The sequence below is a fragment of the Vibrio alfacsensis genome (genome assembly GCF_019670485.1).
Taxonomy (GTDB): Bacteria; Pseudomonadota; Gammaproteobacteria; order Enterobacterales; family Vibrionaceae; genus Vibrio; species Vibrio alfacsensis.
In genome coordinates this window covers 3,021,670-3,035,355 of sequence record NZ_AP024165.1, presented here as the reverse complement: position 1 = coordinate 3,035,355, position 13,686 = coordinate 3,021,670, and the positions used below count along the sequence as shown (strand labels likewise).

Below are 13,686 nucleotides of genomic sequence, written 5' to 3'. Positions count from 1 at the left end.
TTACTACATATTGTGGATCAAATGATCCAAATGCACTTTATCAACGCAATTCACAGCTTTATCCACAACTGGTGGTGTTATGAACAGTTTGAAATGTCCTGATTATCTCTGTGTCTAAGTTTGGCTCTGGATAGGTTACAATGGCATCAATAATGAAAACGAAATGAGAAAGTAAATGGACCAGTTTCAACATATTGATGTACAAAGTGCTCAGGCATTACTCGACCAAGGTGAAGCAAGGCTTGTCGATATCCGAGATCCTCAGTCTTTTGCCGTGGCACATGCCGAGTCAGCATTCCACCTGACCAATGATTCGATGGTTTCCTTTATGGACGACGTGGAGTTCGAACAACCCGTACTTGTTATGTGTTATCACGGCATTAGTAGCCAGGGTGCTGCGCAATATTTGGTTAACCAAGGCTTTGAACAGGTGTACAGTGTGGATGGTGGCTTTGAAGCCTGGCAACGAGCAGAACTACCGATAGTGAGAAGTTAATGAAGAGATTGGTAACGTTAAATAATCCACGTATGGCGCAAGCGTTTATTGATTATATGGCATCACGCCGAATTGATATCCAGATGATGCCAGAGGGAGATGGGCAGTTTGCTCTTTGGCTCACTGACGCGCAGTATGAAATTGAAGTTGAAGCGGAACTTAAGCAATTTTTAGAAAATCCGTCTGCGTCGAAATACAGCGCTGCTTCTTGGGACGTTGCCGATACTCGTAAAAGTAAATTCCATTACTCGAGCCCAAGCATCATGGATATGGTGAAAGCTAAAGCGGGGCCTGTGACTTTATTGGTCATGGCTGTTTGTGTCGTTATCTACTTTTTGCAGTTGTTCGGTTTTGGCGATGGCGTGTTTGCTTTGTTGCATTTTCCTGCCCTTGAAGGGCAGCAGTGGCAGTTATGGCGATGGGTGAGTCATGCTTTGCTACACTTCTCAGTCACACACATTGTGTTTAACCTGTTATGGTGGTGGCAGTTGGGAGGCGATATTGAGCGCCGATTAGGCTCTGGTAAGTTATTGCAGATCTTTGTTATCTCAGCAGCACTGTCTGGTGCAGGTCAGTTTTATGTTGAGGGGGCAAACTTTGGTGGCTTGTCTGGTGTGGTGTATGCGCTTCTTGGTTACTTGTGGATTCTTGGCTATCGCTTGCCACATTTAGGTTTAACGCTGCCTAAGCCGATCATTGTCTTTATGCTAGTGTGGTTAGTATTGGGCTTTGTTCAACCATTTATGGCTATTGCCAATACGGCTCATTTGGCTGGCTTGCTTTCAGGTATGGCGATTGCTTTATTTGATTCAGGTAAGCAGAAATACCAACACGCATCTTGAGCGTTTGATTTGAAGAAAAAGACCGCCCATCGGCGGTCTTTTAGTTTTATGGGCCTTAGCTTTCAATGGGAACTTATTGGTATAGATACTTCGTAAACAGCAGATCGGCAATGATGGTTTTGCCAGTTTCTGGTAGAAGTGTTTCGTTGAGTGTCGTTACCAATGTTTTGCGTAGGTCTTCTCGGCCCGATAGAGACTTAATCGTGTCTTCGGTTTGTTTACCAAGTAGCTCTACTACGGCATCACGAATTAATGGTTGATGGTGCTCTACCACCGCAAGATCTTGTTGGCTCATGACCATTATGTCGATGCGTACTTGCACATAACCGAGCTTTTTACCTTTGGTATAAAAATTGGTCGTCAAGTCTGGTTCTAAAGTGAAGTAAGCGAGTTGAGGTTCAGTCTCTTTTGTTTCAGCCCAAGTGGGCATCGATATCAGCAGACTTAGCGCGAAAATAATTTGGCCTACATAACGTTTGTACATATTTCTAACTTTTCTTTCTCTGGATCACGATATTCGAATCGCTTAAGTCTTGGTACAATGATTCGTCTAAAACAAATAACAGAACTTACCGTTTCAATCAGACGGTAAGTTGTTGCTTTATTGTACGCATAAAGCCACCAATTGAATACTAGTATGAATCAGCCGATATCACTCTATCTAACTTCGTTATTGGAAGTAGAGTGGCAAAACCCAGAAGTTTTTGAATTTCCAAATGAATTCGCCAAGCATTGGCTTGAAGAACAAGGATCTTTGTCACGCCGTTTAAGCCAGCACTGCAAACAGTTAACAGTTGAATTGCTGCACAATCAGATCGTCACTGCGAAGACACTAACACGCAATGAAAGCCAGTTATTATCTGAACAAGAATGCCTCCTTAGAGAGGTGGTACTGCGTGGTGATGAGAAAGATTGGGTCATTGGACGCACACTGATCCCTCGTTCAACGTTAGTCGATCAGCAATATGACTTAGCTCAGCAAGGTGATATACCGCTTGGACTCACCGTATTTAGTGCAGACAACGTTGAGCGTGATGCATTACAAGTGGGATGGGCAAGCTTGCCACAAGGTCGTTTTTTAGCGCGCCGCTCTAGATTGTGGATGAATCACAAACCGATGTTAGTGGCTGAGTTATTCTTACCTAATTCCCCAGTTTACGCTAAGGAGAAAGTGTAAATGTCCGCAGATAAAGCCAAAGCATATTGGCAACTGATGCGAATGGACCGCCCAATAGGATCACTCTTACTATTGTGGCCGACAGTTTGGGCCCTTGTCATTGCCGCCCAAGGTATGCCCAGTTGGGATGTTCTGGTGGTCTTTGTATTGGGTGTATTTTTAATGCGAAGTGCAGGGTGCGTGATTAATGACTTCGCGGATCGCAAAGTCGATGGTCATGTAAAACGTACTAAGCAACGTCCTTTACCATCAGGCAAAGTGACCTCAAAAGAAGCCATTGGTTTGTTTTTGTTGCTGGCTGCCAGTTCGTTCTTATTGGTTCTTACGATGAACCCACTGACGATTCAGCTTTCTTTTGCTGGTATTGTTTTGGCTTTCATTTACCCATTTATGAAGCGTTATACCCATTTGCCTCAGCTCTTTCTGGGTTTAGCGTTTAGTTGGGCGATCCCAATGGCTTGGGCGGCTCAAACGGGTGAGTTGCCATGGATCGTGTGGTTTGTATTTGCGATTAACGCTTTATGGACCATTGCTTACGACACTCAGTATGCCATGGTCGATCGCGATGACGATTTAAAAATTGGCATTAAGTCTACGGCTATTTTGTTTGGTCGCCATGATAAATTGGTGATTGGCGTATTGCAGTTAGTGACACTCGCAATGCTTGTGTTGCTTGGTCAACATTACGAACTTGGTCAAAGTTATTATTGGATGATTTTGGTCGCGGCGTCTTTGTTTGTTTATCAGCAGCACTTAATTCGTCACCGAGATCGTGATCTATGTTTTAAAGCGTTCCTCAATAACAACTATGTAGGAATGGTCGTAGCATTAGGGTTGTTTATTGCATTTTGGTAAACCAACCGAATCATGGTCACAGGTATCAAAAAGGCATCCAGTTGGATGCCTCAGATTGATGACGAACCCCGCTTTTTAAGCGGGGTTCTTTTTTGGAAGCGACCGTAGGTCGCGATCGCGATATTTTTTGTTATATCGTGCGCAGAAGTTTCCATTCATTACATAGGCATACAGAAGCAAGTATTTGCCTTATTTCTGCCATGTTTAAGCCCATTTTTCGTAGATAACTCATCACCAACGCTATCTTCTTGATGTTTTGAGCTGCTGCTGCCAACCAACATTGCATTTGCACATTGGCTAGACCTCGAAAGCGAGCATAACGATGACCATGATGTTGCTTGGCGTCTGCGAAGCTCCGTTCTACGGTTTCACTTCGACGTCGATAAGTCTTTTTTCCGTAGGAAGAGAGCCGCATTTGATTTGCTCTCTCTACTGCATCGCTATAGATATGCCGAGCAATCACTTTCTTCATGTTTTTGCTTTGAGTGCAGTCATTCCTCATTGGACAGAACGCACACTCTTTGGGGTCTGAATGGTATTCTCGGTAGGCATCACGTGATGTGGTTTTATAAAGCAACTCCTGACCATTCGGGCATTGGTAGCTGTCTCTTTGTGCGTCGTAAGTAAAGTGTTTCTTTTTGAATGTATTTTTCGTTCTCGATGGGCGTCGATAACCGAACACGCCAAGAATACCTCGACGTTCAAGTGACTCCGCCACTGGGGCGGTAAAGTAGCCTGCATCCAGTCCAACAGCTATCGGGTTCAATTGGAATGTGGCAAGCGTGTAATCTAAGCGTTGAACGTAAGGTTGTGAGTCATTGATGTTACCTGCAGTGGTATAGGTATCGAGGATAATTCCGTGTTGACCATCAACGGTTCTATGGTCGAGATAGAAGAAGCCTTGTGGCTTATTATCACGAGTCATGAAGCCACTCTCTGGGTCAGTAGTACTGGTTTTAGTATTCTTTGTTTTTGACTCTGATCCGCGAGCCTTAAGCGGCTTCTTGCCCGCTATTTCTCGGTCTAACGTGACGTCTTCATCCAGCATATCAAGATAGGCACTCGCGCGAACCGCCGTGACTTTATTGGTGTGTTTATTCTTGTTGGCGTTCGCTTTGAGATGAGTACTGTCCGTAAAGAGCTCTTGACCCGCGACCAAACCTTTCGATATGGCTTGCTCTACGATATTAATAAAAATACGTTCGAATACATCCGTGCCATTAAAGCGACGAATGCGGTTTTGGCTGAGAGTAGATGCGTGAATGACTTTCTCTGTTAATGACATCCGTAAGAACCAACGGTAAGCGACATTCACTTCAATTTCTTTAACGAGCTGACGCTCACTTTTTATGCCAAAGATGTAGCCAAGTAAGATGATTTTGAAGAGACGAACAGGGTCAACAGGTGGACGCCCATTATCTTTACAATAAAGATGAGCGACTTCATCACGAATGAATTCAAAGTCGATAGCATTATCGATTTTACGCACTAAATGGTCTTTAGGAACCAACTGTTCCATCGTTACCATTTCCAGTTCGTATTGTTGCGGAGTCGGTTCTTGAAGCATGTCGGAGTATCCATATTTCGATACCCCTATTAGATCAAAGGTCTAGCTTGAAAGCTAGACCTTTGTCAGCAGTCTGAGGCATCCAGTTGGATGCCTTTTCTGTTTGTAATGAATCTCGTATCGAGCTTAAGTCATTTATGCTTGAAGCTGGTGGATACTTTCTTCGATGGTTAACTTCACTTCTGGATAAAGTAGAGTGAACAGCAGTTTGGCTAATTGCTGTGTTTTCTCAAGGTCACAGTCGCCATTGCTATCTAAGTACTTCTGTTCTTTGAGAGTGTTAAACATCGCAGTAAACACACCTTTGTCGAAAAACTCAGGCGCATTGATGCCGTGCAAACGACCTAAACGTTGTGCAATGTCTTGGCTCTTCTGCTCAAGGTCTGATTTACCTAGATCTTGGTCTGCAACCAAAAGGTTCATGGCAATAGAGTAACGTTGCAATGTTTCTGTGATTGTGCGACCAAGCAACACCAATGGCTGGTTGTTAGACTGGTTGATTTCCAGTTTGTCACCATCTAAGTTGATCATCTTCTGCTCGGCAAACTCATTGAGCACCTTAATTACTAGCTCGTCTAACTCCTCTTCTTTGTAGCTTAGAAACAGTTCTTTTTTCAGGAATGGGTAGATCTGAGCGACATTCTCTTGAATCTTCTCTACGGACAAGTTGCGCTGACGAATAAGCATCTGAGCAATCAATGACGGTAGAGCGAATAAGTGAATGATGTTGTTGCGGTAGTAAGTCATCAAAATCGACTGGCTACGATCCAGTGAAATGATGTCTCCCATAGTATCGGTTTCAATCACAAACTTATCGAGAGAGATCGCGTGATCCACTAACTCTTCTGCAGTTTCACTCGGCACGGTTGATGTGCGAGAGTAAGGATTGTTCTTCAGTAACTTCAAGTAGCAGTCAATTTGATTGATCAGAGAGTCACGTGATAATGCACGTTGACGAGAAGACAATAGCGCTGTTGCACACAAAGTCAGCGCGTTTGTTGCAGCGGCATCATTAATGTGTGTCATCATCTTATTGGCGAGGTCATTTACCACCGGGTTCATCCATTGTGGTTTGCTACCACCCATGCGGTCGATGTCTTTCGTCCACTCTGGCGCATGTTCATTCAGGTATTGGTTTAGCTGAATTGGTTCACCGAAGTTGACGTAGCCAAGCCCAAAGTTGCGTAGCTTGCGCAGAGTACGTAGCACAAGGCCTGCGTTTTCTTTCTCTTTGCGTGAGCCGCGAAGTTCTTTGGCATAAGTACCCACTTCCATTACGTGCTCGTAACCAATGTACACAGGCACGAGTGTTACCGGACGGTTTAGACCGCGCAGCATAGCTTGAATCGTCATTGCCAACATACCCGTTTTGGCTTGTAGCAAACGACCAGTGCGTGAGCGACCACCTTCGCTGAAGTACTCAACCGAGTAACCTTTAGCAAACAGCTCCGATAGATACTCGCGGAAAATGGTTGAGTACAGCTTGTTGCCTTTAAAGCTACGGCGAATAAAGAACGCACCACCACGACGGAAGATAGGGCCTGCAGGGAAGAAGTTTAGGTTAATACCTGCAGCAATATGTGGCGGTACCATACCTTCATGGTACAGAACGTAAGAAAGCAGTAGGTAGTCCATGTGACTGCGGTGACATGGTACGTACACGATCTCATGACCATCTTGTGCTAAGCGACGAACTGTCGAAGCGTTATTGATATGCAGACCTTGGTACAGCTTAGTCCACAACCAGCCAAGAATACGATCGCCGTTTTTCACTAAGCCATATGAAAAGTCAGCAGCAATTTCATCCATGATGTCATGGGCTTCTTTGCGTGCTTTATCAATAGAGATGTTTTTGCTTTGTGCTTCATCTTCAATCGCTTTTTCGATCGCTGGTGATTTCATTAAACGTGCGAACAGTACTTGGCGCTGAGGTAAATTTGGCCCCGATGCCGCAAGCTTCTGACGTGAGAAGTGGATACGAGCGACACGCGCTAACTTATGGGCAATGGCGCTGTCAGTACCGTGGGAATCTGCCATATAACGCAGAGAAACCACTGGGCTAAAACGTACCAAACAGTCTCGACCAGCGGTAAATACCGCTTTCGCCTTTTGTGGACCGTTCATTGGTTGTAGGTACGACTTTCTGTTTTCTTCTTTACCAGGCTTACGTCCCCACAACACGGTTGTTGGGATCATCTGTACATCAAGTTCGCTATCGAGTTTATGCAGTTCAAGCAGTTCGGTGAACAACGAAACAGAATCACTTGGTACATGATTATCATCGCTCATCACCGTTGGGCGAGATGCAATGAATACGAAACGGTTGAGTGTTTTGCCGTTAATTTCTAAAGGACTGAGTGGGTCAGGTAGACCAAGACTCAGAGCTTGTTTTTGTAATGTCAGCAAATCCACGTTCGAGCGAAATGGTAAGGCGTATACAATCGGCTTAGTGATGTCGATATTAAGATCATCAATCGGATTTGATGGGATTGTGGTGCCCTTTACCATTACCGATAAAGGTAGTTTTAGTAATGAACGTGAAAATGATTGTCCAGAAGACATAAAGTTCACTGCCTCAATAGGTATTCAAACAAGCCTAACCTTATTTCTGTGTCCGCTTTCCTATCATCAGTAATTAAAGGAATAGTTACGGCTATAGAAATAAGCCTAGGCGATAAAATTTAAGCGGTGCAAGGATACCAGAAACTGGTCAAACCTTTTAATTTTATTGATTGTAAATTAGTCGTACTAATAGGTTGTTGTTTTTATTAGACAGTGCATGGGAGATGTGTTTAAAACGCAGGCTTATGTGAAGTTTGTGGTGGAGTTCAGAAAGCAGGGCAAATAAATTAAAAAACAACCAATTGGGTTTTCATTTGTTCATTTACTGGATATACTCACAGTTAACTGTATAAAAAGACAGGTGACATATGAAGCCGTTAACGCCACGCCAACAACAAGTCTTCGATTTGATTAAAAGCAAAATTGAAGATACTGGAATGCCACCAACTCGTGCAGAGATTGCGCGTGAGCTTGGCTTCCGCTCTGCGAATGCCGCAGAAGAACACCTCAAAGCGCTTGCTCGTAAACAAGCGATTGAAATTATTCCAGGCGCATCTCGTGGGATCCGAATCTTACTTGAAGATGCGGCGAACGACGATCAAGGACTACCTTTGATTGGTCAGGTTGCTGCTGGTGAGCCGATTCTGGCTCAAGAACATGTGGAATCTCACTACCAAGTGGATCCTGCGATGTTTAAACCGAAAGCTGACTTCCTACTTCGCGTAAACGGCGAAAGTATGAAAGACATCGGTATCATGGATGGCGACTTGCTGGCTGTGCACAAAACCCAAGATGTGCGCGACGGTCAAGTTGTGGTTGCTCGTGTCGATGATGATGTGACGGTGAAGCGTCTAGAGCGTAAAGGTTCTACTGTACTGCTGCACGCGGAGAACGAAGCGTTTTCACCAATCCAAGTCGATTTAACGTCACAACATCTGACGATTGAAGGTCTTGCGGTTGGCATTATTCGCAACACCGACTGGATGTAAGTTTCTAGCCTCAAGTACTCTAATAAAGCCCAGCTCTCCGTTGGGCTTTATGTTTTCTGCTCTATTTCTTTTTTTATTCCTTTCAAAGCTTATTGCACTCACTCTGAGCTAGGGTTGGATAGTGCTGTTAAAACTTGCAAGTGATATTGAGATTTATTATCATCTAATTCTGTCTTATCATTTTCTTATCGGCGCAGGGAAATGCCCATGTCCAAGCCTCAACATCACGTACCCAATCATCTGCTGAAACCGTTGTTTTTGCGCAGTCGCGAAAGCTTAGTTGATAACGGCTTGGTGTACGATCCGATTGCGGCAAAGGCATGCTTGAGCTGCAAGATGGCTCCAGGCTGTATCAGTGGCGATGTCGATCAGAAGCAATTGCTACACGTGACCTTAACTCAGTTGTGTGATCAACAGGTGAGTCATTTTCTTCACCAATACTCAGACGCTTGGATCATCAATGTTGGTGCAGGTTTAGATACACGTTTCTACCGTTTGGACAATGGTCGTTGTCATTGGGTTGAATTGGACATCACCGAGAATTTGGTTTGGCGTCAGCGTTTGTTCCACAAAAACGAACGTTATGAACATCGATGTGGCAGCGTAGAAGACATGAGTTGGTTAGATGAACTGCGTATTCCAGATAAAGCACCAGTTTTGATTTTGTGTGAGATGGCTTTACTTGATTGCGATGAAGCTCAAGTTGCCACTTTTATTCAAACACTAGGGCGTCATTTTGTTTCTGCAGAAGTGTGTATGGTGTTAGCGGGTGACTTAACCGAAAGTAAATGGGGTCAAAAGCTTGGTTCGGATACTTATTCGCATGGGTTTGAAGCTCCGGCAGAACAAATATTGCAATGGCTTCCATGGTCGCAATGGGTCAAAGCGTTCTCACCTTTCGACCGATTCTGCTCACGCTGGAAAGCATGGCAACGTTGGCTAAACAAGATCCCAATGTTGAAGCATCGCCTGACGCCGGTCCTCATTCACATCAAGTGGTAATTGGCTAGTCGTTAATCACTCAGGTACACTCGCAGATCTAAATAACGAGGTGCCTGTGACAAACTCTATCTTCTCTCCTTTATCGAATCCTCAAGTGCATCGCCAAGTATTAGCGCTCGCTATCCCGATGGTGCTGTCGAATATTACTGTCCCGCTATTAGGCTTGGTTGACGCTGCGGTGATCGGTCACCTTGAACACGCTTGGTATCTGGGCGGCGTTGCGTTGGGCAGTACCATGATTAGTGTGACGTTTTGGTTGCTTGGCTTCTTACGTATGTCGACTACAGGATTAGCGGCGCAGTCCTATGGTGCTGAAGACCGAAAACAACTCGCTTTGGTGTTTATGCAAGGCTCACTCATGGCCTTGCTATTCGCGTTAGTCTTTCTCATTGCCCACAACCCAATCGCGGATCTGATCTTTGGGTGGAGTGATGCCAGTGCTGAAGTGAAGCACTACGGCATGCAATATTTCTCCATTCGTGTATGGAGCGCCCCCGCAGCACTGATGAACTTTGTGTTGTTGGGCTGGTTGCTCGGAACACAAAACTCCAAAGCCCCAATGTGGATGGTGATCATCACCAACGTGACCAATATCGCGCTCGATTTATTGTTTGTGATTGGTTTGGGTTGGAAAGTCGAAGGGGCAGCGCTAGCGTCTGTGATAGCTGATTACTCAGGCATGGCGTTTGGCTTGCTGTGTGTGTGGAAAACGTGGCAAGCACGTCAACTACCATCACCGAAAAGTTTACTGGCAGATACCCAGCATGGGATCGGGCGGTTTGTAAAACTCAACCGTGATATTTTTTTACGTTCGCTTTGTTTGCAAGCCACGTTCAGCTTTATGACTTTCCAAGGTGCGAGCTTTGGAGATGATGTGGTTGCGGCCAATGCAGTATTGATGAGCTTTTTGATGATGATTTCCTACGGTATGGATGGCTTTGCTTACGCCATGGAAGCTATGGTAGGGAAAGCCATTGGAGCCAAAGACCGAGCTCAGCTCAGCGCATCGTTAATGGGGACTTTCTTCTGGAGTTTGATCATCTGTTTAGGTTTGACAGCGGCATTTGGTTTTGCGGGATCGCACTTGATCGCCATGATCACTTCGATTGATGCAGTGCAGCAGCAAGCTTCGGTATATTTACCATGGCTGGTGGTCATGCCATTGGCATCAATGTGGTGCTTCCTGTTTGATGGCATTTTTGTTGGTGCCACCAAAGGTAAAGACATGCGGAACAGTATGTTTGTGGCGACTTGCTGTTTCTTTGCGATTTTCTTTTTGTTCTCTGGCTGGCAAAACCATGCACTATGGTTTGCGATGACCAGTTTCATGGCAATGCGAGGGATTGGACTTGGCGCTATCTTCTTCTATCAATGGCGCAAGGGAAGCTTTCTTGCCTAGTTACACATAAAAAAACAGCAGGTCGAAACCTGCTGTTTTCGCTTTTGGATCATGGCAACCCAATTGAATTAGAATAATCGGTTCAAACCGTTCAGTGCCGCTACGCGATACGCTTCTGCCATCGTCGGATAGTTAAAGGTGGTATTGACGAAGTATTCAATCGTATTGGCTTCGCCTTTTTGCTCCATGATGGCCTGACCGATGTGGATGATTTCCGCAGCGCGCTCACCAAAGCAGTGAATACCTAGAATCTCTTTGGTTTCGCGATGGAAGAGGATTTTCAAGCTGCCGATGTCTTTACCTGCAATCTGCGCACGAGCTAGATGCTTGAACGAAGAGCGTCCTACTTCGTAAGGCACTTTTGCTGCTGTCAGTTCTTGCTCGGTTTTACCCACTGAGCTGATTTCTGGAATGGTGTAGATGCCCGTCGGGATATCATCAATCAGGTTACCGTCAGCTTGTCCTTTCGTGATGGCTTGTGCCACGAAACGACCTTGGTCATAAGCGGCGCTTGCTAGGCTAGGATAGCCAATCACATCCCCAACTGCATAAATGTGTTCGACTTCAGTGCGGTAGTTACCATCCACTTTAAGTTGCCCGCGAGAGTCGCTTTCTAAACCAACGGCAGGTAGGTTGAGTTTGTCAGTGTTACCGGTTCGGCCATTGGCATAAAGCAGGCAGTCTGCTTTCATCTTCTTACCAGATTGAAGATGCACGATGACGCCATCTTCGGTCCCCTCGATTTTTTCGAACGTTTCATCGTTACGAATCACCACTCCACTGTTCCAGAAGTGGTAAGAAAGCGCATCGGAGACTTCGTTATCAAGGAAAGAGAGCAGACGGTCACGTGTGTTAATCAGATCGGTTTTTACGCCTAAGCCGCGGAAGATTGAGGCGTATTCACAACCGATCACCCCAGCTCCGTAAATGATGATGTGGCGAGGGTCGTGTTTTAAGCTCAAGATAGAGTCGCTGTCGTAAATACGCTCGTGTAAGAAGTCGACGTCATTAGGTTGGTAAGGGCGAGAACCTGTCGCGATAACAAATTTATCCGCAGAGTACACTTCTTCCGTACCGTCACTTTGCATAACGGCGATAGAGTAGTTATCGATAAAACGTGCAGTGCCAAACAAAAGTGTGCATGAGTTACGATCATAAAAGCCCTGACGTAACCGAGTTTGTTTATCAATAACCGACTTTGCATGACCTAAAATGTCAGAAAATGTTGCATGGAGGCTGGTGTTATTACGACAGAACAACGGATTGCTGTTGAACTCAATGATTCGGCTAACCGCATGACGCAAAGCTTTGGATGGTATGGTTCCCCAGTGCGTGCAACCGCCTCCAACGCTGCTTTCCTTTTCTACGATGGCAACATTCAGACCGGCTTTGGTTAAACCCATTGCGGCCCCCTCTCCTCCGGGACCACTACCAATTACGATCACGTCATAGTGATTAGCATGTGCCATGATGTCTTCCTAGTTATATTTGCTTAACATTGCTGTAGCGGTATTTTAACTCATTTCCTATGTTCGGAATATAATAGGCCTGCTAGAGAGTGGAAGTGATCACGCAGAATGAGACAAAAGAACTATTTGGTATGCTGCATGTCTATTATTTGAATCGAGGAGATTGCAGTACAAGCTATTCCAATAGTAACGTGCTCGCCGCCTATCTGAAGATAACGTTGCTTTATACGTGGGGGTGATATGCGTTATATTGATGCTCTCGTACCCAATAGAAAAGAGTCAGTTTAAGAATGAAGTCGATGGGAATCCGCGCACAGCAAAAAGAAAAAACACGTCGATCATTGATCGATGCGGCATTTAATCAACTCAGTGCGGACCGCAGCTTTTCTAATCTTAGCTTGCGAGAAGTGGCTAGAGAGGCAGGAATTGCGCCGACTTCTTTTTATCGCCACTTCAAAGACATGGATGAGCTAGGCTTAACCATGGTTGATGAGGGAGGGCTATTGTTACGTCAATTGATGCGTCAAGCCCGTCAGCGTATTGTCAAAGAAGGCAGCGTAATTCGAACTTCAGTTGAAACCTTTATGGAATTCATCGAAAGTAGTCCTAATGTTTTCCGTTTATTGCTGCGTGAGCGCTCTGGTACTTCTTCTGAATTTCGTACTGCCGTGGCTCGAGAAATTCAGCATTTTGCGGCAGAATTAACCGAATACTTAATGAGCACTGGCATGACTAAAGAAGAGGCGTTTACTCAAGCAGAAGCGTCGGTGACTTTGGTGTTTAGCTCTGGTGCGGAAGCTTTAGATTTAGATCGACGTGAGCGCGATGAACTCGCCGAGCGATTGATCATGCAATTGCGAATGATAGCCAAAGGGGCCTATTGGTATCGCAAAGAACGTGAACGTAACCGATTAAAAGGCGGGATAGAATAATGTCGAATGGAAATAAATCTGAAAAGAAAACGCTGATTTTGGCACTGGTTGCAGGTATGTGTGGTGATGCTTTGTTGTCATGGTTAACCATGAGTGAAGTATCTTTCTCAATCTTCCCTCTGATTGCCCTCGTACTTGCAGTACAATCATTGTACCAAGAATATCTTAACAACCCAGTATCTGAAGACATCCCGCTAGTCGGTCTAGCGTGTTTCTTCGTAGGTGCATTTGGACACTCTGCGTTTATTAAAGCGCAATATCCAGAAGCAGGCTCTAACTTCTTTGCTATTTTAGTTTCAATGATTCTAATGGCATGGATTGGTAAAAAGCTAGGCTTTATGGATAAGAAGACCACCGCTGAATAAGCCAAGTGAATCCAACAAAAAAGCGAGCTAC

13 protein-coding genes are annotated in these 13,686 nt (G+C 44.9%); 9 read left to right on the top strand and 4 right to left on the bottom strand.

What is annotated here, in order from left to right; all coding sequences use genetic code 11:
• Positions 1-175: 175 nt before the first annotated feature.
• Positions 176-496, top strand: coding sequence for a thiosulfate sulfurtransferase GlpE (gene glpE / locus VA249_RS14000; RefSeq protein ID WP_128809874.1), 321 nt, complete (start codon positions 176-178; stop codon positions 494-496).
• Positions 496-1,338 (top strand): rhomboid family intramembrane serine protease GlpG, encoded by an 843-nt coding sequence (glpG, locus tag VA249_RS13995; protein ID WP_221068326.1) that lies wholly within the window; start codon positions 496-498, stop codon positions 1,336-1,338. The genes glpE and glpG overlap by 1 nt, the downstream gene beginning before the upstream one ends.
• A gap of 73 nt (positions 1,339-1,411) precedes the next feature.
• Here the strand turns inward: glpG and VA249_RS13990 are convergent, their stop codons facing one another.
• Positions 1,412-1,822, bottom strand: a complete 411-nt coding sequence (locus VA249_RS13990) for a flagellar basal body-associated protein FliL (protein ID WP_128809876.1) — start codon at positions 1,820-1,822, stop codon at positions 1,412-1,414.
• Positions 1,823-1,975: 153 nt separating this feature from the next.
• Here VA249_RS13990 and VA249_RS13985 point away from each other — a divergent pair, with 153 nt between their 5' ends.
• Positions 1,976-2,515 carry a chorismate lyase gene (locus tag VA249_RS13985; RefSeq protein ID WP_221068325.1) on the top strand — a complete coding sequence of 180 codons (540 nt, stop codon included), beginning with the start codon at positions 1,976-1,978 and terminating at the stop codon, positions 2,513-2,515.
• Positions 2,516-3,370, top strand: coding sequence for a 4-hydroxybenzoate octaprenyltransferase (gene ubiA / locus VA249_RS13980; protein WP_211915760.1), 855 nt, complete (start codon positions 2,516-2,518; stop codon positions 3,368-3,370).
• 130 nt (positions 3,371-3,500) lie between these two features.
• Here the strand turns inward: ubiA and VA249_RS13975 are convergent, their stop codons facing one another.
• Together VA249_RS13975 and plsB are read right to left on the bottom strand one after the other, a co-directional pair.
• Positions 3,501-4,937 (bottom strand): IS1182 family transposase, encoded by a 1,437-nt coding sequence (locus tag VA249_RS13975; RefSeq protein WP_221067583.1) that lies wholly within the window; start codon positions 4,935-4,937, stop codon positions 3,501-3,503.
• Positions 4,938-5,072: 135 nt separating this feature from the next.
• Positions 5,073-7,499 (bottom strand): glycerol-3-phosphate 1-O-acyltransferase PlsB, encoded by a 2,427-nt coding sequence (gene plsB, locus VA249_RS13970; RefSeq protein WP_221068324.1) that lies wholly within the window; start codon positions 7,497-7,499, stop codon positions 5,073-5,075.
• Positions 7,500-7,867: 368 nt separating this feature from the next.
• Between plsB and lexA the strand changes: the two genes are divergently transcribed.
• The 3 genes from lexA to dinF all read left to right on the top strand — a co-directional run bounded on the left by lexA (position 7,868) and on the right by dinF (position 10,889).
• Positions 7,868-8,488, top strand: coding sequence for a transcriptional repressor LexA (lexA, locus tag VA249_RS13965; RefSeq protein ID WP_128809880.1), 621 nt, complete (start codon positions 7,868-7,870; stop codon positions 8,486-8,488).
• A 207-nt stretch (positions 8,489-8,695) separates the two neighbouring features.
• Positions 8,696-9,490 carry a class I SAM-dependent methyltransferase gene (locus VA249_RS13960; RefSeq protein ID WP_221068323.1) on the top strand — a complete coding sequence of 265 codons (795 nt, stop codon included), beginning with the start codon at positions 8,696-8,698 and terminating at the stop codon, positions 9,488-9,490.
• A gap of 55 nt (positions 9,491-9,545) precedes the next feature.
• Positions 9,546-10,889 carry an MATE family efflux transporter DinF gene (gene dinF / locus VA249_RS13955; protein ID WP_221068322.1) on the top strand — a complete coding sequence of 448 codons (1,344 nt, stop codon included), beginning with the start codon at positions 9,546-9,548 and terminating at the stop codon, positions 10,887-10,889.
• Positions 10,890-10,957: 68 nt separating this feature from the next.
• On the opposite strand, the gene sthA is transcribed toward dinF, so the two are convergent.
• Positions 10,958-12,358, bottom strand: a complete 1,401-nt coding sequence (sthA, locus tag VA249_RS13950) for a Si-specific NAD(P)(+) transhydrogenase (protein ID WP_038884855.1) — start codon at positions 12,356-12,358, stop codon at positions 10,958-10,960.
• A 290-nt stretch (positions 12,359-12,648) separates the two neighbouring features.
• Between sthA and fabR the strand changes: the two genes are divergently transcribed.
• Together fabR and VA249_RS13940 are read left to right on the top strand one after the other, a co-directional pair.
• The gene (fabR, locus tag VA249_RS13945) at positions 12,649-13,290 is read left to right on the top strand and encodes an HTH-type transcriptional repressor FabR (protein WP_005430912.1); all 642 of its coding nucleotides are present in this window, start codon (positions 12,649-12,651) and stop codon (positions 13,288-13,290) included.
• Positions 13,290-13,655 (top strand): YijD family membrane protein, encoded by a 366-nt coding sequence (locus VA249_RS13940; RefSeq protein ID WP_128809884.1) that lies wholly within the window; start codon positions 13,290-13,292, stop codon positions 13,653-13,655. The genes fabR and VA249_RS13940 overlap by 1 nt, the downstream gene beginning before the upstream one ends.
• Positions 13,656-13,686 lie beyond the last annotated feature (31 nt).

Coding starts and splice junctions, on each gene's coding strand:
- VA249_RS13990 (WP_128809876.1), bottom strand. CDS start 1,822: ATGTACAAACGTTATGTAGGCCAAATTATTTTCGCGCTAAGTCTGCTG.
- ubiA (WP_211915760.1), top strand. CDS start 2,516: ATGTCCGCAGATAAAGCCAAAGCATATTGGCAACTGATGCGAATGGAC.
- glpG (WP_221068326.1), top strand. CDS start 496: ATGAAGAGATTGGTAACGTTAAATAATCCACGTATGGCGCAAGCGTTT.
- lexA (WP_128809880.1), top strand. CDS start 7,868: ATGAAGCCGTTAACGCCACGCCAACAACAAGTCTTCGATTTGATTAAA.
- VA249_RS13960 (WP_221068323.1), top strand. CDS start 8,696: ATGTCCAAGCCTCAACATCACGTACCCAATCATCTGCTGAAACCGTTG.
- VA249_RS13940 (WP_128809884.1), top strand. CDS start 13,290: ATGTCGAATGGAAATAAATCTGAAAAGAAAACGCTGATTTTGGCACTG.
- glpE (WP_128809874.1), top strand. CDS start 176: ATGGACCAGTTTCAACATATTGATGTACAAAGTGCTCAGGCATTACTC.
- VA249_RS13985 (WP_221068325.1), top strand. CDS start 1,976: ATGAATCAGCCGATATCACTCTATCTAACTTCGTTATTGGAAGTAGAG.
- fabR (WP_005430912.1), top strand. CDS start 12,649: ATGAAGTCGATGGGAATCCGCGCACAGCAAAAAGAAAAAACACGTCGA.
- VA249_RS13975 (WP_221067583.1), bottom strand. CDS start 4,937: ATGCTTCAAGAACCGACTCCGCAACAATACGAACTGGAAATGGTAACG.
- sthA (WP_038884855.1), bottom strand. CDS start 12,358: ATGGCACATGCTAATCACTATGACGTGATCGTAATTGGTAGTGGTCCC.
- plsB (WP_221068324.1), bottom strand. CDS start 7,499: ATGTCTTCTGGACAATCATTTTCACGTTCATTACTAAAACTACCTTTA.